Here is a 25,975-nt window from a genome sequence, read left to right as displayed (position 1 = left end):
ATGTACGGACGCGCGGGCTTCGCTCTCCTGCGCCATCGAATCCTGCTCGGCTAGCCAGCACCCTCCGTCACCACCGAATGTGAGACAGAGCCGAAATCTACGCAGTCCCCCGTCGCTGAATCGTTCTTCGCCACGATCAAGACCGAGCTGCTCGACCGACGGCCGTGGCTGACCCGCGCCGCCGCCCGTGCGGCGATCTTCGACTGGATCGAGGGTTGGTACAACACCGGCCGTAGGCATTCCACCCTCGGCTACCTCAGCCCCAGCGGGTACGAGGAGACCGCCTATTCCCGCAGGCCAACCCGCAGGGTAGCGTGAGATCAACTTAGCGACACTTCCCGATCAATACCAGTAGTCGACGTCGCCTGTATCCTCCGAAGCTATATAAGCTGCTATCCATCGGTTGTTCGGGAGGTAAGAGTTGCGCAGACCGCGACCCTCGTTGATTGGCCTCACCTTCGTTTCGATATCCGCCGTCCTCATCCTGCCTGCGATCATCAACGTCGCTACTTCCGGGATGCCGGAGTCTTGGGGTCGTTACACCTGGATCGCGTGGCCGGTCGCGATCGTGTTGGCGCTGCTAGTGGCGGCAGATATGCGCGGAGAGCGCCGGCCTATGCCGGCAGGGGCTGATCCGGCCCTGCTGGATCGTGCAGCTGGCGACCTAGCTAATGTAATTGAAAAACAATGGCTGGCAGAGGCGGCGGTGTGGGCATTGAACCAGCCGGAGCCGATCAGGATTCCCTGGGCTGCCGCGAAGCGTAGTCTATCCGCGTCGCGCTCCATGATTCGAACAGGCCGGTTCACAAGAATTGATGGTCGACGAATCCCTTCGGCTGGAAGTCACGATAAAATAGCCGACGTCTTGCTGTGCCTCCCCAATCGGCAGATGGTCATATTGGGCACGCCGGGAGCAGGCAAGACCAGCATTGCTATCATACTCGTACTCGATCTACTCGGTCGGCGCCGAAACGATGAGGTGCCTGTTCCGGTGTTGTTGCCAATTTCGTCTTGGCGATCGGATCGGGAAGATCTGCTTACTTGGATCTCTCGACGGATCAAGGAGGAGTATCCGGGACTCGCCAATACTAACAAATATGGCGCGGACGTCGCTAGGCGCCTTATCGACACTGGGTTAATTCTGCCAATTCTTGACGGGTTGGATGAGATGCCTCCGGCCATACGTGCTTCAGCAATCGAGGGTATAAGCATAGCGACTGGTGATGCGTTTCCTTTCGTTCTGACCTGCCGATCAGAGGAGTACGAGCAGGCAGTCCTCGGTTCCACTCGGGTCCTGAGTAGGGCATATGTAGTAGAGATTCGGCCAGTTGAACCAGCGGCAGCTAGAGCTTACCTGTCGAACGCGCGTCTCGCCCAGGATGATCGCTGGAGCCCTTTGTTGCTGGAGCTTCAGAATAATCCGATGGGTCCGTTGGCGTCGGCATTGTCGACACCGCTCATGGTTTGGCTGGTGCGAACGATATATTCATCCCCCGAGTCTTGTCCTGCAGAAATGGCTGACCTAAGTCGGTTTCACAATCGGCAGGCTATAGAGGACTACTTGCTTGACGCATTGCTTCCGGCAATCTATGCGCCTCGGTCAATCATGCCGACGGGACAGATGGTCCGGCGGTATAGAACCGACCGCGCAATCGCCTGGCTTACCTTCTTGGCCTGCCATCTAAATCAGGAGGATAGCCGCGACCTTGCCTGGTGGCGGTTGGAGCGCGCTGTTTCTCGCATCGTTTTGGGCGTACTGGCTGCAGCGCCGATTTTGTTGGTGGTTACTCTGGCTCCGTTGATGTTCTCGCTGGTTTCGGCGTTGCGTACCGCGGATGTCATCGCCATAAGTATGGCAATCGTGCTGGGTCCTGCGACCGCGCTTGCTGTTTCCCTTGCTGGCCCGCCTGTTTTGCCAGCGAACTTGATAGGTCCAGTCCGTGGCCAACCTCGCTGGTTGCGCACGCTCGCAGGTCTGGTTGTTGGTGGTATCTCGGCCGCCCTCGTCGGGCCATTTGGCGGTCTCCAGCTCGCCGTCGGTGTTGTTGCTCTCTTCCTTGTCGGAGGCGTGCTGCTAAGCATGTTGCACGCGCCGGACGCGGTTCGAGTGAGCGATCCGATGACGATCTATCGACGAGACCGTGCAGCGATGCTGAGCCTCGCTGCAATTTGTACTTCTTTTGGAACGTTAATCGGAGTAATCGCAGGTCCCGATAACATCTTCCCGGCCTGGCTAGTGTTATCAAGTGGTGGCGCCTTCGCGTTCGGCTCGTCTGCTTACGTTCTAGCGAGGTCTCGGCAGCCAATAGCAATGGGACCCTTTCTCTCGACTCTTGGTCGCCATCCTTTGATCGGCGTGCTCCTGCACGCTGCTTTGGGTGGTGCAGTCGGTGGCATCTTGGGTAAGATGACCGCACAAAGTGTAAGCGGAGCGGTTGTAGCAATCATTGGTGCAGTGTTCTACGGCGTCACTATTGGCTTCGTCGTAGGGCTATCGCTGACTGCCACGGGCTGGTTTATCCTTGCCCGAGGTTACCTAGCGGCGCATGGGCGTATTCCTTGGCGACTTATGGTCTTTCTTGATGATGCTCACCACCGTGGTGTGCTTCGGCAAGCAGGCGGGTTCTATGAATTTCGCCATGCTCGGTTACAGGATCGCCTAGTACTCCAGCAGGAGATCCGATTCAGGGTTCTGTGAGGGCTTGTCGGGCGTAGTGGCTGGTCTTGGCTGTGGCTTGATGCCGGCGCCGGAAGATGGACCAGGTGATGACGTCGAGGCGTCGGGTGGGTTCGATGATCAGGGCGTGGAAGAGCCGGCGGAGTTCGTTGACGGTGATTGGCATCAGGCTGTCTGGGCTGGTGGTGTTGGTCGTTGCTGCGGCGGCCAGGAACGCGTGAGCGGCGATGACGAGGGTGGTCCAGCGGTGCCAGGCTTTCCAGCGGCGGTGTTGGTGCTGTTCCAGGCCGAGGCCGGTTTTGGCGGCCTGGAACGATTCCTCGATGCTCCAGCGTCTGCCGGCGACGGCGACCAGGTGGTGCAGCGGGACGAGGTCGGGTAACCAGCAGCGGTAGAACGCCAGTTCACCGGTGGTGCGGTTGCGGCGGAGCAGGAGCCAGTGGTGGCCGTGGTGCTGGTCGGCGGCCAGCCGGCAGGGTGACGAATGCCCAGTCGTAGTAGCGGTGGCCTTTCGCGCCGTTGCTGGCGGAGATCCGCTGCCACGCCCGCTTCGGCAGGCCGGCGGCGATCTGGTCGGCCCGTTGGACACCGAGTCTGGTCGGGACTCGGTGCGAGCGGGCGACCGCGAGGACGTAGCCGAGCCGCTGGTCGCGTAGCGCGGCGGCCAGGTGGGGGTCGCCTCCGTAGGCTTCGTCGCCGGCGACCCACCGATACGGCAGTCCGCCGACCACAGCTGTTTCGATGAGCGTCGTGCCAGCTGCGGTTTCGTGGCGAAGCCGACGGTGTCGGGCACCCCGGCCTCAGCACGTCGAACGGGGTCCTCGGTCCACGATTTCGGCAATTAGAGGGCGACGGCGACCAGGGTGTGCCCGAGCGGTGAGGCATACGACAGGTGCACGGCGAGCTGGCAGTTCTCGATCTTTCCGGCGGTGCCAGAGTACTGCTGCCGTTGCACCCCGACGGTGTGCACGCCCTTCTTCAGATCACCGGTCTCGTCGATCAGCAGCACACCATCGGGGTGCCCGAGACGAACCGCAACGAAGTCCCGCACGTCAGCACGGACCAGAGTGTCGTCCCACCTGGCCCGACCGATCAGGTCCTGCATACCGCCCGGACCGTCGTCACCGACGTGCTCCGCAATCGTCCAACAGTTCTTGACCGGCAACGGCGCCAGCAACCCAGCCACGAAATCCCGGACTCGACGCCGAGGCTAGGGCCAGCCAAAACGCGTTCCGATCATGTCCATCAGCTCGTCGAACAGCCCAGACCACCGCCGGGCGTCTACTCTGTACGCGGCAGCCACCGCCGTATCCTGTTTGGTCCACACAACCTCGGGCTCGACGGTGGCTGCTCGCTGTCCACGGACAAACCACACCGTCACGCAAACCAAACGGATCTCCTGCTGGAGTACTGATATGTAGAGCAGTTTGTCAAGAGGGAAGGCGGGGATGGCGTCCCTGGCGGCGCACCAGCGAGAAGAGATCAGGCCCGGTCCGGTTGGACTGGGCCTGACCCCTTTTTCTGACCCCTACGTATAAACAAGCTTGTCCGTGGTCGAGCACTGCGCCTGGCGGGTCACCTCCACGTAGATCGGCTTGGTGATGGCCGGGGTGCTGTGCCCGAGCACGTCCTGAATCCGCTCGATCGGCACGCCCTGTTCGTAGAGGAGCGTCGCGCACGAGTGGCGCAGGTCATGGAAGCAGACCCGACGAAGCCCGGCCAGCGCCAAGAGCCGGACGAAGTGGCGGTTCAGGTTCCGCGGCTCGATGGGTATCGATGCCGGTAGTGAAGACCAGGTCGAAGTCCTGCACCGGTCACCGGTGACCTTCCGTTCAGCCCGATGCGAAACCCGGCTGGGGGTCGTGTCCTGAACGCGACGACGGGTGGCGTGCCGGCCCGGCCGGCACGCCACCCGCAGGGGTCGGTTGGGTCTGGGTCAGCTGGTCCGGCAGGTGACCGTCGGCCAGGTCCAGTTGTTGTTGGCCATGATCGTGATGCCGAAGTTGTTGCCGTTGCCGTTCGGCCTGGCGGTGACGGTGCCCGAGTTGCCGCTGAGCGAGGCGTTCCAGCTGTTCTGGATCCACTGGCCGCCATTGAGCCCGAGGCTGACCACCCAGTTGTTGGTGCCGCTGACCGCCACGTTCAGGTTGAACCGGTCACCCCACCGCTCGGCAGCCGACAGCACTGCGGTGCAGTTGCCGTTCGCGGGCGGGGTGGTCGGACTGGTGGTCGGCCCGGTGGTGGGGTTGCCCCCGCCGCCTTCCCAGACGTTGATGTCCGAGCTGCCCTGGCTCTGGTAGCCCTCGGTCGCCATGACCTGGTAGGCGTGGTTGCTGCCCAGGTTCAGGCCGGCGCGGGCCCAGGCGTCGAAGTGGTTGGCGGTGGTGATGGTGCCACTCGAACGCTTCTGCTGACGGACGCTCCAGTACTGGTAGAACGTCTGGTTGCCGTCGATCGACGGGGCGTTGACCCGCTGGCTGCGGAGGATGTCGTAGGTGCCGCCGTCAGTGGTGACCGTACCCAGCCGCTGGGCGCCGCTGCTCGGGTTGTAGCTGCCGAAGTTCTCCACCACGTAGTACTCGATGAGCGGGTTCCGCGTCCATCCGTACAGGGCGAGGTAGGTGTTGTTGTTGCCCGGGTTGTAGGTGCCCGAGTAACTGATCGTCCGTCGGCTGCCGGTGGCCCAGCCCTTGCCGCCGACCCAGTTGTTGGTGCTCCTGTCCCAACTGCTGCTGTACCGGCCGTCGGCGCGCAACGTCATGCTGGCGTTGCCGCTGTCCTTCCAGAACGAGAAGTAGTAGCCGTTGTGTGTGCCGGTGAGGTTCGAGGTGAGGGTCCGGTCGGCCTCGGCGTGCGCGTTGGGGCTGGCGATGAACGTGCCGGTGACGGCGAGCGCCGCAGCGCACGCGGCGCTGAGGAGCAGCCGCATGCGACTGCTCTTTCGCGGCCTGGTCGAGGTGTCCTTCATGTACGTGTTCCTCCTCGTGACAGCTGGTGGTGGCCAGCGCCGCGATGTGACCCCGCAGGCTGTCGGTGGCCAGGTGCGGCAGCCGGTCTTCGGCGTATCCCCCGTGGTAGGTGGACGGCCCTCCTGTGCGACCGAGACGGGTCGCGGTGAACCAAGATCATTGAGGGACATCGATGGCAATCGTATGGCCCCGACTCTGAGCCCGTCAATAATTTCCGAAACGTTCCCGGAACACTTTCTTGGTGACGTGGTGTCTCAGGTAGCTCCAACTGGCTGCCAGCCTTGCTCATCGTGCTCCGCATGGTCAGCCGTTGTCGGGGGTGGGAGCGGTGATCCGCAGCCAAGCCACCGAAACTTTCAGTCCGGGTCGGGCCTTGGCCGTGCCAGCGAGGGCGGCGCTCTCTGCACCGGACCTGTCGCTCAGCCCGCCGCGAATCAGTTGGAGATCGGCAAGTCCGGCAGGTACCTCTGACGAAACAGCGATCATCCCCATACCCAAGGACTCGCAACCGCCCGGACTGGCCGGAACAAGAGCCTCCCGGCCAATCAGCGTCTATGCCAGCCTGCGGCGGCAGGATTTGCCCCGCAGGCCCGAGCGGCGGCAACCAGACGCATCAGCGAGCGATCGGGCCACCGGGCCTGCGGCACCGTATGTCCGGGCGCTGGTAGTCGCACGGTCGTCACGTGCGGCAAGCAGTGGGCGTATCGGTGGGTGCTCCGCAGGTGCTCGGTTGCCGTGGACCGACCGGCATCCATCTGGACACCTGGTCTCATGTTTCGGCGGATTGAGCTCTTGGTGGGAACAGTTGGACTACTGCGACGCTAGCGGACGTAAGAGTCGGTCAAGGTCAATCTCTTAATCCGCGGGTTCGGGGTTCGAGTCCCTGGCGCACCAGCAATTAAGGCTCTGGTCAGGTGGTTCACCACCTGACCAGAGCCTTTTCACGTCCGTCCGACGACGGTCCTTCGGTGGGTGCTCGGGAGCCGTTGGATCGGCATCGGCGGGACGCGGTGCGGCGCCAGCGGACAGACCCATGGATCAAATGGATGCGCTACTGCCAGTGCGTCGATGTCCGCCCAGGGGCAAAACACGTTTGGCGGATCACGGCGACCGCTGCTAGCTTTCCGGAGGCCGTGCGAGAGACCGAGGAGGTGGTACCCGTGAACGTTTCGACATGGGTGCTCCCCTCTGGGGTCACGGTCGGGCGATAGGTCGTCCGGGAGCGCCGTTCGCGAGCACTCCCGAAAGGCACGACCATGCGATTCACTTCTGAACAGCGCCTCGATGACGGCGTCCTCGAACGCGAATTCACCCTCGGCGAGATCCCCGGCATCCTGTGGACGCCTACATCCGCATCCGCGCCGGTTCCGCTGATCCTGCTCGGCCACCCCCCGCTCGGACTGCAGAAGATGTACCCCCGCCTGGTGGCGCGGGCCAGGCGCGCCGCGGCGGATGGCTTCGCTGCGGCTACCATCGAGCTCCCCGGGAGCGGTGACCGGCCCCGTTGGGCCGCCGCCGAGCGGGCCCGCGCCGACCTGCGCCGGGCTATGGAGGCCGGCGAGCCGGTCAGCGACGAGATCATCGACGCCCTCATCCTCCCGCTCGTCGACAAGGCGGTCCCGGAATCGCAGGCCACCCTGGATGCGCTCCTGTCGCTGCCCGAGATCGGCGGCCCGGTCGGGTATTCGGGGGGAGTGATCTCCGTTGGCATCCGGCTCGCGGTGGTCGAGCCGCGCATCGTGGCCGCCGCCTTCTTCGCCGGGAGTTTCGTGCCTCGCACCATGTTCGAGGAGGCCCGACAGGTCACCATTCCGCTGCATGTCCTGCTGCAGTGGGACGACGAAGGGAACGACCGGCAGGCGGCCCTGGACCTGTTCGACGCCTTCGGCTCCAAGGAGAAAACGCTGCACGCCAACATGGGCGGACACACCGGTGTCCCGCAGTGGACAGGGGAGGACGTGGCCGGGTTCTTCGCCCGGCATCTGCGCTAGCCGCTTGCGACCGTATCCGCACTTTCTGAACCGTTGTGCGGGGGCGCAGGGTTTGACCCCCGCTTGACCCCAACCGCAGGCAAGGCCGGCTCGAACCAGCACCCTGCCCACACTGGACAAAGCGAGGTCCCGCCGTAGCTGGTTGTTCGAGAGGCAGCCGCGGGTTCGGGGTTCGAGTCCCTGGCGGCGCACCAGCAACCAAGGCTCTGGTCTGGTGGTTCACCACCAGGCCAGAGTCTTTTCATGTCTGTCCGACGACGGGTGCTCGGTGGGTGCTCGGGAGCCGTTGGACCGGATCGGCGTCGGTGCGACGCCAGCGGACAGGCAGGCCGCGCCGCTTTAGCGCCTCGCGGCTAGGGGGAAGCTGGTGTCGCCCCGGGGCTTGGGGCCGCGTCGAGGATGTGTCCGGCGCCACAGCAGGTACGCGGTGCCGATGACGGCGACGCCGATGACGGCGTTGAGGAGCATCGGCCAGGGCCCGCGCTGCGGGCGGCCTGCGCTGCGGACGGTCAGGTCGGGTAGCAGGCCGGTGGCGAGGTGCAGGTCGAAGAGCTGGCAGCTCTGGAGGCCGATCTCGCAGGTGCTGCCGGTGTCGAAGCGGGCCAGGGTTCGGCGGGTGCCGTCTCCGAGATTCACCTCGGCCAGTGCCGCGTGGCCTGCGGTGTTGATTGTCGCCACGAGTACGCTGCCCGCCGAGCGCCAACCGAGCAGTTGCGCGACGTCGGGGACGGGAGCGGGTGGTGCGCCGGTGCCCGCGACGGGCACGAACGTGACGTCGCCGACCTTCCACAGGAACGTGCCGTGGTGACCGGGCTCGCCGCCGGTGGTGCCGTTGAACGGGCCGTCGCCGATCCACGGCACGGTGGCGAGGTGCCTGCCGTCCGGTGACCAGCCGACCTCGGCGGCAAGTTCGCGCCCACCCGGGATCGGGACGCTGCCGTGTTCGCTGCCGTCGAGGTCGACGAGGTGGGCCACCTGGCCGACCTGCACGGCAAGCCGGCGGCTGTCCGGCGCGAACGCGGCCGTCCATGCCGGCGTGATGGCCGGCACCGCGGTGCTGCGTCCGGTCGACAGGTCGAGCAGGCGCAGCGTACCGGCGCGGGCGACCTCGGCCTCGACGACGCCGACGGTGCCGAACTCGGCGGAGTTGGTCAGGGGTGCGCCGCTGTACGCGACGTGGCGGCCGTCAGGGGACCAGGCCAGCAGCCGTACGCCTACCCGGTCACCGAGCGGGATCGACCGGCGCTCTCCGGTGGTCAGGTCGACGAGGACCAGGTCGCCGGTCGCGCCGCGGTCGTCCCCGAGCAGGACGCGGGTGCCGTCCGGAGAGAGCAGGGCCGAGGGGCGGTCCCGCTCCTCCATGGCGTCGACCCGCCGGTACGTGTCCCCGTCGGACCCGACGACGAGCGGTTGGAACATGTTGAACGTCTCGCCGTTGCCGTAGCCGTAGAGGGCGATCGCGCGGCCGGGTGGAGCCGACGTGACGGTGCTGGTCAGCACCGAGTACCCCGCGAAGCGGTCCGGCAGGCTCGGCCCCGTCGACGAGCCCGCTGGCTGGACGGGCAACCCGACGCCGGGCACCACGAGGACGGCCAGGACGAGTACAACGACCGCCCACAGCGCCGCGGTCGCGATCCGGTGGCGCCGCACCGAGCGGCGACCTCGGACGAGTACGGCATCCAGGTAGCCCGGCGGCAGCGGCGGCGGGTCGTCCGGCAGGGTGGCGAACAGGTCTCTCATGGCGTGTCCGATCCTCCCGGCACGTAGTTCGGCAGAAGGCGGCGCAGCGCCGTGATGGCGTACGAGGTCTGACTCTTCACGGTAGTCAAGCGTTCATAGAAGCCAGTTACAGAATTTCCCTTCCGCCGCCGCCCATGGGAACGGTCAGCCGTCGCCCGTCGCCAACTCACCGCCGGTGCAGCCCTCTAAGAGGTCCTAACAAAATGATCTCTGACTCTTTCGTCCGTTGTGGAGGGCGATCTACGATGTCGGGTCGTGAGGCGTGGCGAGCAGCCGCCGTGGATCGTGCCGGACGGGCTGTGGCAGCGCATCGAGCCGTTGCTGCCCAAACCTGAGCGCAACCCACGGCACCCGGGACGCAAGCGGATCCCGGATCGGCAGGTGCTGTGCGGGATCTTGTTCGTGCTGCACACCGGCATCCAGTGGGAGTTCCTGCCCCAACAGCTGGGGTTCGGTTCCGGGATGACGTGCTGGCGGCGCCTGGAGGAGTGGAACCGGGCCGGGGTGTGGCAGCGGCTGCACGAGCTGCTGCTGGCCGAACTGCACGGCGCCGGCAAGCTCGACTGGTCCCGCGCCGTGATCGACTCCTCACACGTGCGGGCCGCCCGACGTGGCCCAAAAGCGGCCCGAGCCCGGTCGACCGCGCCCGCCCGGGCTCGAAGCACCACGTCCTGACCGAGGGCGCCGGCATCCCCCTGGCCGTGTCGCTGACCGGCGGCAACCGCCACGACGTCACCCAACTACTCCCGCTGCTCGACAAGATCCCGCCGGTACGCAGCCGGCGCGGCCGACCCCGCCGGCGCCCCGACCACCTGTACGGCGACCGTGCCTACGACCACGACAAGTACCAGCGAGCTGTGCGAGCCAAAGGCATCCGCCCGCGCATCGCCCGCCGCGGTCAACCCCACGGATCCGGACTGGGCGCGGTCAGGTGGGTGGTCGAGCGCACCGTCGCCTGGTACCACGGCATGAAACGGCTACGCATCCGGTGGGAACGCCGCGACGACATCCACGAAGCCTTCCTCGCCCTGGCCACCTGCATCATCACGTACCGACACGTCGCACGACTTTGTTAGGACCTCTAAGAGGGCGTCTGATTCACGTATTTTGCGGGTGATGCCGTCTTCAGGTGTCTCGCCAGGTTGGGGTGGTTTCGTTGGTGATGCGTTTGGTGAGGTTGTCGATCATCGCGATGCGGATCATGCTGGCGGAGTTAGCGGGCCGGGCTTCGTAGTCACGGGTGAGGCGGCGGTGGAGCATGATCCAGCCCAGGGTGCGTTCGACGACCCATCGGCGTTTGACCACGGAGAATCCTTTGACCTGTGGGTCTTTGGTGACGACTTCGACGTCGATGCCGAGGGTGGCGCCGTGTTCGATCATTCTGTTCTTGAAGCCGGCGTCGACCCAGGTTTTGGTCAGGTCTGGGTGGGTGGCTTTGGCTTGGTCGAGCAGGTTGATGCCGATGGTGTTGTCGCTGGTGCTGGCGGCGGTGACGATGACGGCGAGGAGCAGGCCGAGGGTGTCGGTGACGATGCCGCGTTTGCGTCCGATGATCTTCTTGCCGGCATCGATGCCCTGGGTGGGCAGGGGTGCGTTGGTGGAGGTCTTCACGCTCTGGCTGTCGATGACACAGGCCGACGGCTGCGTGGCGCGTCCGGCTTTGGTGCGGGCCAGGCCGGTGAGTTGGTAGTTGAGCTGGGTGAAGATGCCTTCCTTGCTCCAGGCGGCGAAGTAGCCGTAGACGGTGGCGTGGGGCGGGAAGTCGTGGGGCAGGTAGCGCCAGGCGATGCCGGTGCGGTTGACGTAGAGGATCGCGTTGAAGATTTCCCGCAGGTCGTGGGTGGCGGTGCGTCCGCCGACGCCGGCGTCGGTGCGGGCCTGACGCCAGGCGGTCAGGCGTGGTGCGATCAGCGCCCAGCGGGCGTCGGACAGGTCGGAAGGGTAGGCGGGTCGCTCAACCATGCCGAAGGTCTACTGTGGATCAGCCGTGGTGGATCGCACCTGGAGTCCGACGATACGAGGGCTTTTCTGAACCAGACACGTTCTGCGGGATGAAGCTGGCATATCGATGCGGCATCAGTCAGGGCAAATAGTGCCGATGATGATGAGTCGGCTGCTCTTCTGGCCCGGCATTCGGCGGGCCGAATGCCGCCAATCGCACGCAGACAAGATCAAAACGCCCAGTAAGAGGGCCTTCCTCTTGAGGGAGGGAAGTCGCTGCTCGAGAGCCAGCCACACAACCTTCGTCACCGCCCAGTTGATGTTGAGAGCGCATCGGGCGGCGTTGCTGTTCTTCGACCCGCCCATGAAGATCGCCATGACGCGATCCCCGTCGAAGCTGCGGATCTCGCCGCCGCGGGACTTGATGACCCGACAGGTGGCGTCCAGGTAGGCGCGGACGACCTTCGCGGCGGTCTTCGGGTCGAAGTCTCTCGCAAGACCCGTGGAGTTGGCCATGTCGGCATACAGGTAAACGGCGTCCACCTCACCGCGCCGTTCTTCAAGGTGACCGTGTCCGTCGTCGGCACCACGGTGCCGGTGCGAACGTTCCAGTCTGCGTTCACCACCGCCGCCACCGCCGCGGTGATGTCTTGCGTGACGCCCATGCTGCCTCGCCTCGGTTCAACATGTCATGCGATCCGCGACAGCGGGCAGGGGCACACGGCGGATCACGAGGGGGTAGTAGCGATCAGACCAAGCAAGGTCAAAGACGATCGACACGATACAACGCCGTCTCGCGTTTCCGCTGTTCGGCCTAAACGAGAGGCCGTATGGCGTCTAGCGACCCAGTAGGGCTCTGGCCCGAACCTGCGGGTCGGTGCTGAGGGCGGCGTCGGCGAGTTGATGGATGCGCCAGTACAGGCTGAGTCGGCGTGCCCCGGTTGGGTGCGGCCGGTGGGTGAGGGAGAGCGTCTGGGTGGGGTCAGGCAGTTGGAGGCGGACTGCGAGGCGGGCCAGGTCGGATAGGGGGTCGCCGCAGGCGGCGAGTTCCCAGTCGAGCAGCAGTCCTTCCGGGGTGTGGAGGAGGTGGCCGGCTTGTAGGTCGTGGTGCAGCAGTCTTGGCTCGATGTCGAGGTTGGTGGTGTTGAGTTCGCGGTGGATGGCGGCTGCGGCGGGGGCAAGGTCCGGCGCTGCGTTGGTGTAGGTGTGCAGCCGGTTGTGGAGGTAGGCGCGCCAGGTCCGGTAGCGGGGTGCGCCGGCGAGGCGGCCGGCGTGCGGGCCGGGAATGCGGTGGATGGCGGCGAGGGGTTCGGCGATCTTGGTCGAGAAACTGGTCGGCGGGCACGGGTGGGGCATCGATAGCGGTTTGCGCGGTCCAGGCCGGTGTTGCGTTCGGGTCGGCGCCCAGGAGTCGGGGTGCGGGGGCGTGGTGGGCGGCGAGGAGGGTGAGGGCGGCGGCTTCGTTGGCGGCGCGGGCGACGTTTCCGTAGTGCTTGAGTACGTACGGCGTCGGCCCGTCGACGTACCAGACTCGGTTGGACTGGCCGGTGGTGAGTTCGCGAGCGGTATCAGGGATCTGGCCGTCGAGTGCCGCCATGGTGGTTGTCAGGCGACGTCGCCGAGGTAGCCGGTGTGCGGGTCGCTTCCGGCCAGCGTGGCGATCAGTTGCCGCAGGGCGCGGGGCAGCAGGTTGAGTTCGGGCACCTTCTCCAGTTCGACCCACTCCAGTCCGGTCTGCAGGTCGTCCCTGGCGTGGCCGCTGAGCGGTCCGGGCGTTCCCTCTGGTGTGCAGTGGAAGATCGCCTCGATGCGATGCGTGTCGGCTTCGGTGTCGGCGTGTTCGTGGTGGGCGCCGATGTATTCGCGTAGCCAGAGCAGGCTTATCACCTGCACGGTCAGGCCGGTCTCTTCATGGACCTCGCGGCGTGCGGCGGCGTCGAGGGGTTCTCCCGGGTGTTGGCCGCCGCCGGGCAGGAAGTAGCAGTCCATGCCTTCCCACGTGGCTCGTTGAAGCAGGACGCGCCCGTCGTGGATGACGACGGCTTTGGCGGAGGTGCGGATGGTCGGGGTCACGGGCTCGGCCACGAAGTGGTCTCCACTCTTGCTCGACGTGGGCGGGAGGGCGTCAGCGTTCAGTCTTGCCGAAGCCGCGGTGGCGTCTTGCGATCTTTTGGAAGATCATTTTCCAGGGGCCGGCCATTCGGACGAACGGTTGGAGCGGGCTGGTGGCGATCACGGTGGCCGGGTGGTTGGGGGATGCCAGCGGTAGCTGGTCGGTGGGGCGGGGCGGGCGGACAGCGGCGTGCAGCGCGGGGGCGAGGGCGAGCAGCCGGGCGGTGAGCAGCGGGCCGTGGAGCAGGATGCCGAGGGCAGCGACGGCGGCCCACGGGGGTCCTGCCGACCAGGCGGAGGCGATGGCTGCGGCTGCCAGGGGTGCGCCGAGCAGCCAGGCGGCTTCGTCTGCCCACTCTCGCGCGATCAGGAGGGCCTTGGCCGGATGGGTGATCGTGGCGGGCAGGTGGGCGACGGCTTGGGCGTGCCGGTCGGGGCGGGCGGAGGCGGTGAAGGCGAGCGCGTGGAGGTTGGTCACCCCGGTGGGTTCGGTGTAGGGCTCGTCCAGGACCGCCACCGTAGTGGTGCTCAGGTCGGCGCCGAGCAGGGAGAATCGGTGTCCGATGCCGAGGTCTTCCATCGGTTCGGGGAAGCCGCCAGGCGCGCGGATGGCGGGAAGGTGGACAGCCATGCCGCAGCCCACGGCGTAGATCATGGGGCGCAGCAGCGTGCGCAGCCACCCTGGTAGCGGCGAGCCGGACAGGTGTGCGTGGAGGTGGAGACGGGCGAGTTCTATGCCGAGGGACCGTCGTAGCTGGTACACCCATTCGCCGGTGAGGAGCAGGCCGACCGGCCCGTTAGGGAAGGGGCGGCGGGCCAGCAGCGGCAGTCTCTGCTGCTGGATGAGGGCCGGGGTCTTGCCGATCGGGGTGGCGGTTGCGGCGGCGAAGGCGTACAGAGTGCGGGCGTCGGGGATCGCGTCGGCGTCGTACACCACGACGAACGTCGACTCGGCGTCGCCCGTTTCGTGCCAGCCGAGCGGGCCGAGCGCTTGATCGAGGTGGTCGAGGGCGAAGTTCAGTTGGCCGGCCTTGCGCCCGCCGACGTCGGGTTGATGCAGGTGCACCAGCGGCAGCCGGTCGGGCGGCTGGTTGGCGGCGAGGGCAGCGACGACCTCGGCGGTGGTGGGTTCGGTGTCGAACCGCTCGGTGAGAATCGTCAGTCGTTCGGCGTGCGGGGTGGCGTTGACGTGCTCGGCGACGACGCGGCACTGAGCGGCCGGGAAGATCCCGCGTAGGTGCTCGGGCCGCAGCGGCTGATGGGCGGCCAGCGGTGGGAGTTGGCTGCGGTGCCGGGCGCGGGCGGTGGTCTCGCGTTCGGTGGTGATCACGACGACGGCGGCCCGACGGTGCGGGTACGTCAGCGCCGTGAAGGCAGCGATGGTTTCCGGGGCGACGCTCTGCTCGCGCAGCATCGGCAGCAGGACCACCAGCCACGGCGCCTGATCAGGGTCGACGGGCGGTGGGTCCGGCGCGGTTAGCAGCCAGCGGGCGCACGCCTCGACCGCCACGCTCAGCCACAGCGCGCGGGCCACCAAGGCGACCAGCACCACGGGAACGACTATGTGCAGCCAGACCTCCGTAGCGCTCATTGCTGTTCCAGCAGCCGGTAGATGGCTCGCATCTGGTCGGCGACGAGCGGCCAGGCGAACGTTTGCGCCCGGTGTCGGGCGGCGCTTCGCCGTGCGGCGTGATCAGAGGTGCCGGTCTCGGTGAGGATGGTCTCGACCGCGTCCGTGGCGGCGGTGGCGTCACCGGGCGGGGTGAGCACGACCGCCGGGCTGTTCCCTGCGTAGTGTGAGATGCCGCCGACGTCGGTGGCGACCACGGGGGTGCCACAGGCCAGCGCCTCCAGCAGCGCATTGTTGGCGGTGGCGTCTTTCAGCGGCAGCAGCAGGACCGCCGCTTCGCGGTAGAGGCTGATCAGCGCCGGCTCGCTGATGCCCTGCAGGACCCGGGCTGCCGGGTGCCAGGCGCGGCGGTGGGCCTGCCGGGTGACGACGGTCAAGTTGATGTCAACGCCGTGCCGGCGGTGCAGGCGCTCGTGCACCGTGTCGAGTACGGTCCAGTCCCGCAACCACCAGCCGACCGTCAACACCAGCGGCCGATTGATGGAGACGTCGTTGGCTGGGGTGAACGCGGAGATGTCGATACCGTGCGGCACCACGTGCACCCGCTCGGCAGGAACAAGGTCGGCGAAGAAATCCTGCTGGCGCGGGTCGACAGTGATGATCTGGTCGGCGTGCGCGGCGACGGCACGCCACCTGGCGGGCGGCATGAGAGCTGCCAGCCGTGCCGGGGGCCGGTGGTAGGTGACGGCGGTGGACCCTTGACGGTGGCGGGAGAAGTAGAACTGCTCATCCCCGTACAGCACGTGCGCGGGACCGCGGGCGGCTAGAAGCGCGAGGTCGGTGGCGCAATGCTCGACCGGGTAGAACGGCAGCGGGCAGCGGCGCCGAAGCATCTGGTGCGCGCGCCGGGCCGCTTGCTGGGCGAGGCGTCGGGTGGGCGGCGTGATCCGGCGGACCTCGGGCAGGTGGTCCAGCAGCCGGTCGTAGCCGCTGTGGGCGGCGTGCCAGGGCACGCGGACAACTGAGGCGATCACGTGTCAGCCTCCTGACGGGCGAGTAGGCCGTGGGCTCGCAGCCGGGGCCTTACGGCTGCCGGATCATCGAGGCGCAGGACCGGCAGATTGCCGGCCGTGAGCGGGTGAAGGTGTTGTTCCCAGCGGCGGCGGTGCCGGTGATGATGGACCGGCCCCCACCACAGAATCGAGTCGCGCGAGACCAGGTGCCCGAAGGTCTCCCGGTTTCCCGCGAACAGCTCTTCCCCCGTGACGGCGCGCCGTATCGAGCGGCGGATCAACCGCGGCAGGCATGTCCGTAGGGGCAGGTCGAGCCAGATGGTCAGCTCGGCGCGCTTCAGCAGGGTCTCAGCGACGTTTCCGCCGTAGTTGCCGTCCGCTATCCACGCCGTGCCGGCGAGCGCACGCCGCACGGCGGCGTGGAAGTCAGCTGCCGCGACAGGGGTCCATCCCGGTCCCCAGAACAGTTGATCGAGGTCGACGTGGTGCAGGCCGGTGTGCGCGGCGACAGCGGCGGCGAGGGTGGACTTGCCGGAGGCCACTGGCCCGACCACCGCGATCCGTTGAGGCATCACGTCAGGCCCTTCGTCACCGCGTCGGCAATCTGCAGCAGCAGGCCTGGGGTGCGCACGCCGACGGTCACCCTCATCACCGGCACCTTCGCGATCAGGGCCTCCAGGCAGCTCGTGCCCTGGCGGCTTAGCTCATCGAGGCTGCGGGTGCGCTCGGCGAACCACGGGTGGAGCCAGTCTTCGTCGTGGGGAGTGCAGCCGACAGCGGAGAGCGCCGCGCGGGCCAGCGGTGCGCCACAGAGCGCCAGGCGCACCTTCCGGCTGTCGTCGCTGAGCTGTGGGAGGACAACGAGCCGAAGTGGGGCGCTGTCGCGCACCCGGGCGGCGAAGGCGTGGGCGAAGTCGCGCGGAGAGCACGCGACCTTGCGGGCGTGGCCGAACTCCGGTGGTAGCCGCCGAGGCGATGGCAGGTCGTGGCGCGGGCCGAGCGCCGACAGGGTGCCGTCCGCGATGCGCACGGAGATCGGGACGCCGACCACCCGCTCGGCGTCCCCGGTGATCACGGCGCGGTCGGCGGCGATCACGTCCGCTTGGCGGTACGCGCCCAGCGCGGCCAGCACGGTGGTCTTGCCTGCCCCGGACGGGCCCGCGATCAGCACGCCGCGGCCGTCGACCGCCGCGGCGGCGGCGTGGAAGGCGGTCCAGCCGCGACCTTCGGCGCAGCGCAGGACGACCTCGCGGATGACCCGCATGGCGTACCGCTGACCGTGTTCGGTCCCCGGATGCAGCACGACGTGCAGCCGGCCCCTCGCATCCCGCGCGTACAAGTGATCCTCACGCAGGTGTGAGTCGGGGTCGGGCCGCCACCAGGAAACCCTCCCTACTTGGGAGGACCGGTACGGCTCGCCGCGGAACGGCAGCACCGCCCGCGACCGGCTCGCCTGCAGGTAGGTCATCCGGGCGTAGAAGAAACCTTCATCGTGATGGACGCGGATCGGCGTCAGATGCCCGCACGCCGGCGCCGGGTCTGCGTCCGGGATGAAGCTCCGTAGGTGGGCTTCCTGGGTGCCTCGGAACGCCTGATCGGTGTGGACGCTGAAACTGTGCCCGGCGAACGAGACCAGCTCGCCGTCCGTCGCGGCGTTCACGAGCGGCTCCTGACCGCCGCCGTGACCGCGGGCGTGTCGAGCAGTTCCTCAGGTGTGCCTTCCACCAGGCGGCGGGCGATGTCGATGCCCATCTTCACGGCGTGGTCCATGTTGCCGATCTCGTAGCGCCACGTGCCGAACCGCCCCCGCGGGTAGATCCCGCGCTGCTCCATCCACGGCATCACCTCGCCCAAGGCCGCGTCGCGGCCGAGGGTGGGCACCGGGTAGGCATACGGAATCACCTCCAGGTGAGCGCTGGCCAACGGGGCGTGGGCGGGGACGAGGCCGTGGCGGCGCAGCGCCTGGTCGCAGGCGTCGATCAAGGTGTCTCGGTCGAGGTACGTGCCTTCCGGCAGGGAGGTCTCGGTCATCCAGGAGCTGAAGATGTGGGTGCCCGAGCCGGGGACGTTCGCGGGCGCGTACTTGCCGAAGTTGGTGGCCCGGTAGAACGGCACATCTGGCTGCGGGAAGTACATCCACGACCGGACGTCGGTGGTGGGCGCCCGATAGCCGAGGCCGACCATGGCCACGGTGGTGTGGCGCAGGCGTTCGGCCGCCGCCCGCACCTGAGTCGGAGCCCCCGCCGTCATCGCCGCCAACTGGTCCAGCGGTCCGGTGGCCACCAGATGGTCGTAGGCGATGCGTTCGCCATCGGCCAGGATCACCGTCCGGGCGGCGGGGTCGACAGCGGCCACACGGGCACGGGTGCGCACACGTGAGCCGAGACGAGCGGCCAGGCGCCGGGGGATCTCCCCTGTGCCGCCGGAGATGGGGAACGCGAAGGTGGCGTTCGGCCCCCACCGGGACGGGCGTTGCACGGCGGTGGCGGTCGGGGTTTGGTCGAGGTCGACCGGTGCGACGCGTTCGGCCACCCAGGAGGAGGACATCAGCTCAGGCGGCGTGGCCCATACCTTGGTGTTGTACGGGCCGAAGAACCTCTCCACCAGCGGCGCTCCGTAGGTTGCCCGCAGCCAGGTCGCGAAGTCGGCATCTGCGACCACGCTGTCCTCCCGGGCGGCGAGGGCCAGCCCGTCGAGGCAGGCCGCCGCGTCCTGCGCCGGAAGGCGATGCACGTGCTGCTGGAAGGGGTAAGGGATCCACCGGTCGTGGAAGCGGATGAACGAGGACCGGTCGTGGCGCAGAAGCTCTCCGCTGCTGAACAGGTCGGTCAGCAGCCGGTCGAACTCCCCGAAGTGGGAGAAGACGACGTGCCCACCCAGGTCCCAGGTGAAGCCCGCCGAGTCGGTCACGGACGAGGCGAGCCCGCCTGCGGTAGCCGCCGCCTCCAGGAGGAGCCAGTCCGCGTGACCCAGCCGCGCCAGCTCGCCCGCGCAGGCCAGACCACACAGCCCTGCCCCGAGGATGACGATCCGGCCGGGTGCTCGGGCCAGCGGGGGCTGCTGCGCCGGGTGGGCCGTCGCAATGGGCTGGTCTTGTGCCAGCAGGGCGGGGCGAGCGGTGGTCAGCGACACGGCTACTCCTTCTCGGGCGACCGGAGGCGGATCGAACGGACCAGCTGTTTGGGCCTTCACGTCGATGCGGCTCATCCGCGGGTGGCGGTTGTCGCCGACCGACGGCGCCAAGGTGCCCTCAGGCGCAGGGTGGGCCTCCCTCGCGCAGCGGCCGGTCAGCACTCACCCGTCCTCGTGGTGATGGCTCTTGGTGACGCAGTCCTGCCACATGCGAGCGAGGTGCTGGGTCATGCGGGCGGTGGCGGGGTGTCCGGGATGCTCGCGGCGGTGCGTGGCGATGGTGTCGGCGAGCAGGTTCCGGGCGGCCTGACAGTGGCCGAGGTCGTGCAGGACCAGAGCCGTAGCGGCGTGAACGGCGAGGGTTCGGTGGCCGTGCGAGCCGTCGCTGCTGGCGAGGTGCTCGCCGAGCTGCCGATAGAGGTGGTAGGCGCGTTGATGATGGCCGGCACTGCGGTGAGCCGCAGCGAACAAGTGCAGGGCGTGCAGGCTGCGCCGGTCCGTGCTGCCGTAAAGGTGATCGGCGCTGTGGTGGGCGTACCCGGCCCAGGCGGTGGCGGCGTCGAGCTCGCCGAGCCGCAGGTGCAGTTCGGTCAGGAGGATGGCGGCTTCGGCATACACCGGGTGGGGCGGGGCGGTGGCGGGGTCGATGCCGGTGAGGCTGTCGTGCAGGAGGCGTCGGGCGCGTAGCGGATCGCTGGAGGCCAGGTCCCGGGCGGCGGCGATACGCTGCGCGCGCTCGGTCTCCCACCGGTCTCCACTAGAGCGGGGAACCGCGCGCCAGGCGAGGGTGATATCGCGGGCGGTGGCGCCGACGGTGACGCGTGTCAGGACGCGGTGAGCATGCATGGCGGCCACGTATGGAGGCGTGGGTGTCCCCGCTGAGGAAGGAACGATCCGTGGCGCGTGTCGCAGAATAGCTCGACCGACATAATCGGCAATGACGACGACGTCGACTGGTTCTCGCCAGCAGTCCTCTCCGCACCGATACACCCGTGCCGCGTCGGCTGTCTCGTCCTGGGTCAGCGGTTGGCGGCACAATTTGCAGTGCAGCAGCCCAGGGAACAAAGAGACCTCCCACGGGCCGGTGCCGTCCGCCGCTCGGTCCGCCTGCTGCGCCTGTGGAGCGGTGGCTTTGGTAACCCATTTCTGCACTAGGCGGGGATCGAGGTCCAACTGGCGGGCGACGGTGGTGACCGCGCCGTACGCCTTAACGGTGCGGGCGGCGGCAACGCGCTGGACGACGGCGTCCACGAGGTCGGGCGGGTATCTGCGAGGGAAGGCCATGATCTGTCCGTTGAGGGGTGGACGGGTTAGTAACTCGGCAGCCTGCGGCAGCACTCCAAATGGGGGTAAGCCGGGCGGCTTACGTATCAGGCGTGCTGGTCTTGCCAGCGGTTGCCGACCGGCCGCGCGGGGTTGATCGGCATGGGGCTGCTGGCATGGGGCGCGTTGCGGCGCATGGGGTGCAGGCTCAGTCCGTTCGGCGCGGTGAGGGGCGGGCGGAGCGTGTATCCGTAGCGTGCGAGCAGGTGCTCCGCTTCTGTGGGAACGGCGGTCCAGGACGGCAGGTCGAGGCGGTCGAGGCGGGCGCGGTGGTGGGCTAGCAGGGCGCTGCCGCGGCCATCCTTCTGATGGGCAGCGCCGACGGCGAGGAGCGCTAGGTGGTAGTGCGGTTCGGTGGGCTGTTTCTGCGCGATCAGTCCCTCGATGGCGGTGAAGCGGTCAGCGTGGGATCCGGCGGCCTGAACGAGGCGGGTCGGGTAGTTGGCTGGTGGCGGGATCGGCCGGTAGCGGTGGAAGCCGACGATGGCGGCGGTGCAGTCGTCGGTGAGGTGGACGTCGCCGAAGAACAGGGCGTGCTCGGCCCAGATCACCAGGACGTCGGTCAGCACCTGGCGCCGCTGCGTCGGATCGGGCACCAGCCAGGCGCCGAGCGCGGTGGGCTGTAAGGCGTCGGCGATCAACGTGGCGACGGTCTGCCTGTCTGTCCAGCGGGCGGCGCGGATACGAACGATTGAGTCCACGGTGTTGTCGTCTCCCTCGGCGGTCTATCGGTAGGTGGCGGTGGCGAGGTCACCGATCGCGGCGTCGACGGCGGCGGTGATCTCCCGGATGGGGCGGTGGTGCTGGGCGGCGATGGTCTTCAGGTGGGCGGTGAGTGTGGTGGTGTCGTCGTCGAGGTAGAGGTGGTCGGCGAGGCCGAGGACGGCGACGAGTCCGGCGAGCGCGGCGGTGTGGTTGTCCGGTTGTTCACGGCCGGCGGCGAGGTAGCGCAGCCGGGCGCGGGCGACGACGGCCCACTTGGTGTCGGTGGCGAGGTAGGCGTCGGCGCGGATTAGGCCGCCGAGGCGGCGGCGGGCGGTGTGGCGCAGGATGCCGGCGGCGACGAGTCCGGCGCGGGTGCGTTCGTACAGGTCGTCGGCGAAGCTGCGCAGGAACGCTTTCACGGTCGGGGTGGCGCGTGAGTAGCGGATTGTGGCGAGGGCGGTGTCGGCGATCAGGTCGCCGACCGGCTGGTCGGAGTTCAGGCGTAGCCACCGGTCGGCGGCCGGGCGGTCGTCGTAGGAGTCGAGGGTGATCCGTCCGGCGAGGAACAGGTCGATCAGCACTGCGCCGGCCATGCCGAGGGCCAAGGCATGGCGGTGCAGGTGCGGCTGGCCGGTGTCGTCGTGGTGCCCGAGCAGGAACAGCTCGTCGCGCAGCGGCAGCCGGGGTATCGACGCGGTCATGGCATCCGCCCTTACCGTCGGCCGTCGAGGTGGCGCAGCCGTGCGTGCGCGTCACGGTAGGCGGGCAGCGGGCGCGGGAGCAGCGCCTTTTCGATGGCGGCCAGGACGGTGTAGTTGGGGTCGCAGACGTTGCCGATGGGCGCCCGCCCGGCCTGCGAGATGAGCTGGTAGGCGTCCAGGGTCTGCAGACCGCACAGGTCGACGGTCCAGGCGGTGAGGTCCTGGTGGGCCATGCGGTAGGCGTCCTCCAGGGGGCGGGCGCAGCCGACCGACATGATCGCCGTGTCGGTTTCCAGGCGCGGCCAGGCGGTGTCGGCGCCCTTGATGACCTCGACCGCGAGGGTGGTGACGGTGGCGATCTCCACGCCGACGCCGCAGGCCTCGCCGTGGCCTTGGCGGGCGTGGCCGTCGCCGAGGGCGAGCATCGCGCCGTGCACGTTCACCCCGAGATACAGGGTGGTCCCGGCGCGCAGTTCGGGGGTGTCGAGGTTCCCGCCGTAGTAGTCCGGGACGATCGTGGACCGGGATTCCATGGCGGCGGGGGCGATACCGATGGTGCCGATCATCGGATCCAGCGGCAGGTCGACCGTGTGCTCACTCGCGGTGGCCCGGTACCGGACCACCCCCGCAGCGCGGTCGATGTCGTACACCCACACCCGCTCCTCCAGCGGCGGCTGCAACGTGGCGGTATGCGAGGTCGACGTGAGTGCCCCGAAGTAGGGGAAGGTCGCCGACACGCCCCAGTCCCGGGCCGGTTCGATCGACATGATGTGTACGGCGAGGGTGTCGCCGGGCTCGGCGTCCTCGACGAAGAACGGCCCCGACACCGGGTTCAGGTACGGCATGCGGCACACCTGCGACGGCAGGTCCGCAGGTCCTCGCACGAGGCCGCCGAAGCAGTCCTGCGTGTGCACGGTGAACACGTCGCCGGAGCGGACGTGCGCCACCGGGAGACGGCCGCCGAAGGTGTAGGCGAGCTCGTCGCGGGCAGGCCGGTAGGTGAACTGGCTCATCGTGATCACACCCGTTCCATGTCACGCCCGGCGGCCTGGGTGGGGGCCAGGCCGGACAGCACCGGCCGGCGGCCGGTCAGGTACAGACCGGCCAGAACCAGCACGCCGAGGCCCAGCCAGGCCAGGCCGAGGCGCTGGGCGGCGATGTTGGCGTTCACCACCACGTAGGCGAGGATCACGAACCCGATTCCAGGCATGAGCAGGTGCGCCCACCAGTTGCCGCTGCGGCGGCGGATCAGGTGGTGCACGACCACGGAGACGTGCAGGACCAGGAAGGCGACCATCGCCCCGAAGTTGATCAGCGACGACAACAGGGTGATCCCGTCCGCCCGCGTCGCCATGTACAGGCCGAGGCCGAGGGAGACGACGCCGGTGAGAAGGGTGGCGTTGATCGGCACGCTGCGGCGTATCGACACCTTCGCCAGGAACGCTGGGAGCTGCCGGTCGCGGGCCATCGCGTACAGCAGCCGGGACGTGGCGACCTGCGCGACCATCGAGTTCGGCAATCCCCACGCGATCGCCGTCGCCACCGCGCACAGGGTGGCCAGCCACCCTCCGCCGGCCACGGCGGCGGCGTCGTAGAAGGCGGTGCCGTTCACGTCGCCCTCCGCCAGCAGCGTGTCGGCGGTGGGCACGAGCATCGCCGCCAGCCACGTCTGCGCGATGAACAACACCCCGGCCAAGACAAGGACGGCCGCCATGGCCCGGCCGATCTGCCGCGCGCCGTCGCGAGTCTCCTCGGCCAGCATGCTGATCCCGTCGAAGCCGAGGAACGACAGCACCGCGATCGACACCGCCCCCGCCACCAGGGACCAGGTGAAGGTGTCGGAGTTGTAGAACGCGTCCCAGCTGAACCGGCCCTTACCGGAGGCGAGAGCCCAGCCGGCGACGGCCAGGAACACCGCCAGGACGACCAGCTCACCGACGAGCATCACCCGGGTCACCACCGCCGTCATGCGGATGCCGACCGAGTTGATGACCGTGTTGACCGCGACGAACCCCAGCAGCCACAGCCACACCGGCACCGCCGGCACAGTGGCGTGCATCGCCACCGACGCCACCAGGTACAGCAGCCCGGGCACGAGCACGTAGTCCAGGAGGATCACCCAGCCGGCCAGGAAGCCGACCGGCGGGCTGATGCCCCGGCCCGCGTAGTTGTAGACGCTGCCCGACATCGGGAACGCCTTCACCATCTGCGCGTACGAGAACGCGGTGAACACCAACGCCACCACACCGACCGCGTAGGCGAGGGCCACCATGCCGCCAGAGCCGGCGTAGACGCTGCCGAAGATCGCCATCGGCGCGATCGGCACCATGTACACCAAGCCGTACGCCACCAGGTCCCGAAACCGCAGCCGGCGACTGAGCTCCTGCCGATAGCCGTAGCGGGCCAGGTCATCCTGTCCGTACATCGCACAAGCCTTTCTGAGGAGTGATCCGGGACGGCCTACTCCGAATCCCGACACGGGCGTTCTGCCGTCACCGACTGCCAGTGGCGCTAACCGCGTCTGTCACGTTCCGTCATCGCGCTGTCGACACCGGTGATCGGTTCGACCACGGTGGCCCACCGTCCCGGCGTCGAGGAAGACCTTCGGTTAGGGAGGGATGGGGATGGTTGGGGAGGGAGGGATGGTTGTGTGGCCCCGGGCATCCCTGGTCGCGCAGGGTTACGACGCCAACCGGTCGGATGTACGCTCAGGCCGACGACGTCAAGTCGATGAACTGTTCACTTTGGTGTCGGTCGGAGGTGCTGGTGATCAGTACGTACGTCCGGCGGCTTCGGCTGGCGGCTGAGCTGAGCGCGTTACGCCAGGACCGGGAGATGTCGTCGGAGGCCCTGGCTCGCGCCGCCGGTCTTCCACGGACGACGGTGTCCCGACTGGAGAACGGCCGTATGAGACCTGACCCGAATGACGTGATGAAGATCTTGGAGCAACTCAAGGTCACCGGGGAGGCGTGGACGACGCTGCTGACTATCGCTCGCCAGGCCAGCGAGCGAGGATGGTGGGAGTCGGCGGCCAGTGAGATGGGCGCTCGCCAAGCGCTCTACGCGAACCTTGAGGCAGGCGCGGCGACCATCCGTGAGTACCAGATGACCCTGCTGCCTGGTCTGCTGCAGACCGGTGAGTTCACGCGGGCGCGGGCGGGTGTCGACAAGGCCGACTGGTCGGCACACTTTGACGCCGACCGTGCGGTCGAGGCGCGTATCGGACGACAACGCGTGCTACATCGACCGGACGGCCCGACCTACGAAGTGGTGATCGATGAGCTGGCGGTCCGCCGTCCTGCTGCTGCCGCGCCCGTGCTCCGCGATCAAATGATCCACATAGCTCAACAGGCGGACGCGGACGCCAAGATCAGCGTGCGGATCCTGCCGGTCGACAGCCGGATCTCCGGCTACCTGGTGCCACGCTCGGGATTCTCAATCTACACCTACCCGGATCCGCAGGATCCGGTTGTCGTCGCGGTCGACACCGTCACCGATGATCTGGTGCTGACCAAGCCGGATGCCGTGAACCACTATCTGGACCTGTACGAACGGCTGAGAGACGGCACCCTCCCATCTCACCAGAGTGTGCGGTTCCTGCTGGACACCGCCGGCAAGATAACTGAGGCGACAGGAAGAGCAGCGTGACCGAACCAACCTTCACCAACTGGCGGAAGTCCACCAAGAGCAGCGGCGGCGGCAACTGCGTCGAGGTTGCCCACGTCGGCGCCGTTGTAGGCGTCCGGGACACCAAGAACCGCAGCGATGGAACTCTCGTCTTCTCCGCCGAAGGGTGGGGTTCCTTCCTTGCTGGCCTGCGGGAAGGGGAGTTCGCTCTTCGCTGATCCCCCTCGCGCGTACCTCAGCTCGAGTTGGGCCGACCCTGCTGGGCCGGCCCAACTGCTGCTCCTGCGGGGATGAGAAGAACGATCAGGATCGACTTCACAGCGGGCTTGAGAAGAGTGACGCACGGTGCCATGCTGGTCCCAATCACGGCAACTGAACTGTTCAAGGGTTGCGCGTTTCGAAGCAGCCCGATGCTGACACCGGGGCCGCATCGTGAAGAATCAGCTACTCCGCGCAGCGCGGGAGCGCCTGCCC

21 protein-coding genes and 3 pseudogenes are annotated in these 25,975 nt (G+C 67.7%); 6 read left to right on the top strand and 18 right to left on the bottom strand.

The window, feature by feature from the left end:
• Positions 1–105: 105 nt before the first annotated feature.
• Together ABZ808_RS30185 and ABZ808_RS30180 are read left to right on the top strand one after the other, a co-directional pair.
• Positions 106–318: pseudogene (locus tag ABZ808_RS30185) on the top strand (IS3 family transposase); the annotation flags it as partial.
• Positions 319–442: 124 nt separating this feature from the next.
• Positions 443–2,698 carry a hypothetical protein gene (locus ABZ808_RS30180; RefSeq protein ID WP_357012800.1) on the top strand — a complete coding sequence of 752 codons (2,256 nt, stop codon included), beginning with the start codon at positions 443–445 and terminating at the stop codon, positions 2,696–2,698.
• On the opposite strand, the pseudogene ABZ808_RS30175 reads toward ABZ808_RS30180, so the two are convergent.
• The 3 genes and pseudogenes from ABZ808_RS30175 to ABZ808_RS30165 all read right to left on the bottom strand — a co-directional run bounded on the left by ABZ808_RS30175 (position 2,685) and on the right by ABZ808_RS30165 (position 5,645).
• A pseudogene (locus ABZ808_RS30175) lies at positions 2,685–3,863 on the bottom strand (IS701 family transposase). The gene ABZ808_RS30180 and the pseudogene ABZ808_RS30175 overlap by 14 nt on opposite strands.
• A 342-nt stretch (positions 3,864–4,205) precedes the next feature.
• Positions 4,206–4,589 carry a tyrosine-type recombinase/integrase gene (locus ABZ808_RS30170; RefSeq protein ID WP_357012799.1) on the bottom strand — a complete coding sequence of 128 codons (384 nt, stop codon included), beginning with the start codon at positions 4,587–4,589 and terminating at the stop codon, positions 4,206–4,208.
• A 24-nt stretch (positions 4,590–4,613) separates the two neighbouring features.
• Entirely contained in the window at positions 4,614–5,645 is a 1,032-nt protein-coding gene (locus tag ABZ808_RS30165) for a glycoside hydrolase family 11 protein (RefSeq protein ID WP_357012798.1), read from the bottom strand.
• Positions 5,646–6,902: 1,257 nt separating this feature from the next.
• On the opposite strand from ABZ808_RS30165, the gene ABZ808_RS30160 reads away from it, so the two are divergent.
• Positions 6,903–7,637 (top strand): alpha/beta hydrolase, encoded by a 735-nt coding sequence (locus tag ABZ808_RS30160; protein WP_357012797.1) that lies wholly within the window; start codon positions 6,903–6,905, stop codon positions 7,635–7,637.
• 339 nt (positions 7,638–7,976) lie between these two features.
• Here the strand turns inward: ABZ808_RS30160 and ABZ808_RS30155 are convergent, their stop codons facing one another.
• Entirely contained in the window at positions 7,977–9,377 is a 1,401-nt protein-coding gene (locus ABZ808_RS30155) for a hypothetical protein (RefSeq protein ID WP_357012796.1), read from the bottom strand.
• A gap of 228 nt (positions 9,378–9,605) precedes the next feature.
• Between ABZ808_RS30155 and ABZ808_RS30150 the strand changes: the two are divergent.
• Positions 9,606–10,453, top strand: a pseudogene (locus tag ABZ808_RS30150) (IS5 family transposase).
• Between the two features lie 49 nt (positions 10,454–10,502).
• Here ABZ808_RS30150 and ABZ808_RS30145 read toward each other — a convergent pair.
• The 14 genes from ABZ808_RS30145 to ABZ808_RS30080 all read right to left on the bottom strand — a co-directional run bounded on the left by ABZ808_RS30145 (position 10,503) and on the right by ABZ808_RS30080 (position 24,299).
• The gene (locus ABZ808_RS30145; protein ID WP_357012795.1) at positions 10,503–11,339 is read right to left on the bottom strand and encodes an IS5 family transposase; all 837 of its coding nucleotides are present in this window, start codon (positions 11,337–11,339) and stop codon (positions 10,503–10,505) included.
• A gap of 114 nt (positions 11,340–11,453) precedes the next feature.
• Positions 11,454–11,861 carry a hypothetical protein gene (locus ABZ808_RS30140; protein WP_357012794.1) on the bottom strand — a complete coding sequence of 136 codons (408 nt, stop codon included), beginning with the start codon at positions 11,859–11,861 and terminating at the stop codon, positions 11,454–11,456.
• A gap of 294 nt (positions 11,862–12,155) precedes the next feature.
• A complete protein-coding gene (locus ABZ808_RS30135; RefSeq protein ID WP_357012793.1) occupies positions 12,156–12,674 on the bottom strand; it encodes a phosphotransferase in 519 nt (172 codons plus the stop codon).
• Positions 12,675–12,923: 249 nt separating this feature from the next.
• Positions 12,924–13,403, bottom strand: a complete 480-nt coding sequence (locus tag ABZ808_RS30130) for an NUDIX domain-containing protein (RefSeq protein WP_357012792.1) — start codon at positions 13,401–13,403, stop codon at positions 12,924–12,926.
• A 40-nt stretch (positions 13,404–13,443) separates the two neighbouring features.
• A complete protein-coding gene (locus ABZ808_RS30125; protein WP_357012791.1) occupies positions 13,444–15,021 on the bottom strand; it encodes a hypothetical protein in 1,578 nt (525 codons plus the stop codon).
• Complete coding sequence (locus tag ABZ808_RS30120) at positions 15,018–16,034, bottom strand: glycosyltransferase (RefSeq protein ID WP_357012790.1); 1,017 nt, start codon at positions 16,032–16,034, stop codon at positions 15,018–15,020. Before ABZ808_RS30120 ends, ABZ808_RS30125 begins: the two co-directional genes overlap by 4 nt.
• Positions 16,031–16,585, bottom strand: a complete 555-nt coding sequence (locus tag ABZ808_RS30115) for an adenylate kinase (protein ID WP_357012789.1) — start codon at positions 16,583–16,585, stop codon at positions 16,031–16,033. Before ABZ808_RS30115 ends, ABZ808_RS30120 begins: the two co-directional genes overlap by 4 nt.
• Positions 16,585–17,673 (bottom strand): hypothetical protein, encoded by a 1,089-nt coding sequence (locus ABZ808_RS30110; protein ID WP_357012788.1) that lies wholly within the window; start codon positions 17,671–17,673, stop codon positions 16,585–16,587. Before ABZ808_RS30110 ends, ABZ808_RS30115 begins: the two co-directional genes overlap by 1 nt.
• On the bottom strand, positions 17,670–19,145 hold the full coding sequence (locus tag ABZ808_RS30105) for an FAD-dependent oxidoreductase (RefSeq protein ID WP_357012787.1): 1,476 nt from the start codon (positions 19,143–19,145) through the stop codon (positions 17,670–17,672). Before ABZ808_RS30105 ends, ABZ808_RS30110 begins: the two co-directional genes overlap by 4 nt.
• Before the next feature lie 162 nt (positions 19,146–19,307).
• The gene (locus ABZ808_RS30100) at positions 19,308–20,483 is read right to left on the bottom strand and encodes a hypothetical protein (protein ID WP_357012786.1); all 1,176 of its coding nucleotides are present in this window, start codon (positions 20,481–20,483) and stop codon (positions 19,308–19,310) included.
• Positions 20,484–20,515: 32 nt separating this feature from the next.
• The gene (locus ABZ808_RS30095; protein WP_357012785.1) at positions 20,516–21,169 is read right to left on the bottom strand and encodes an N-acetyltransferase; all 654 of its coding nucleotides are present in this window, start codon (positions 21,167–21,169) and stop codon (positions 20,516–20,518) included.
• 24 nt (positions 21,170–21,193) lie between these two features.
• Positions 21,194–21,874: a GPP34 family phosphoprotein gene (locus ABZ808_RS30090; protein ID WP_357012784.1), complete on the bottom strand. Its 681-nt coding sequence runs from the start codon at positions 21,872–21,874 to the stop codon at positions 21,194–21,196.
• 11 nt (positions 21,875–21,885) lie between these two features.
• On the bottom strand, positions 21,886–22,896 hold the full coding sequence (locus tag ABZ808_RS30085; RefSeq protein WP_357012783.1) for an acetamidase/formamidase family protein: 1,011 nt from the start codon (positions 22,894–22,896) through the stop codon (positions 21,886–21,888).
• On the bottom strand, positions 22,893–24,299 hold the full coding sequence (locus ABZ808_RS30080; protein WP_357012782.1) for an APC family permease: 1,407 nt from the start codon (positions 24,297–24,299) through the stop codon (positions 22,893–22,895). The genes ABZ808_RS30085 and ABZ808_RS30080 overlap by 4 nt, the downstream gene beginning before the upstream one ends.
• A gap of 341 nt (positions 24,300–24,640) precedes the next feature.
• Between ABZ808_RS30080 and ABZ808_RS30075 the strand changes: the two genes are divergently transcribed.
• Together ABZ808_RS30075 and ABZ808_RS30070 are read left to right on the top strand one after the other, a co-directional pair.
• Entirely contained in the window at positions 24,641–25,522 is an 882-nt protein-coding gene (locus ABZ808_RS30075; protein WP_357012781.1) for a helix-turn-helix transcriptional regulator, read from the top strand.
• Positions 25,519–25,719 (top strand): DUF397 domain-containing protein, encoded by a 201-nt coding sequence (locus ABZ808_RS30070; protein ID WP_357012780.1) that lies wholly within the window; start codon positions 25,519–25,521, stop codon positions 25,717–25,719. The genes ABZ808_RS30075 and ABZ808_RS30070 overlap by 4 nt, the downstream gene beginning before the upstream one ends.
• Positions 25,720–25,975: the final 256 nt, after the last annotated feature.

Source organism: Micromonospora sp. NPDC047527 (assembly GCF_040643015.1).
Classification (GTDB): Bacteria; Actinomycetota; Actinomycetes; order Mycobacteriales; family Micromonosporaceae; genus Micromonospora.
This window is presented reverse-complemented; position numbering and strand designations above follow the sequence as displayed.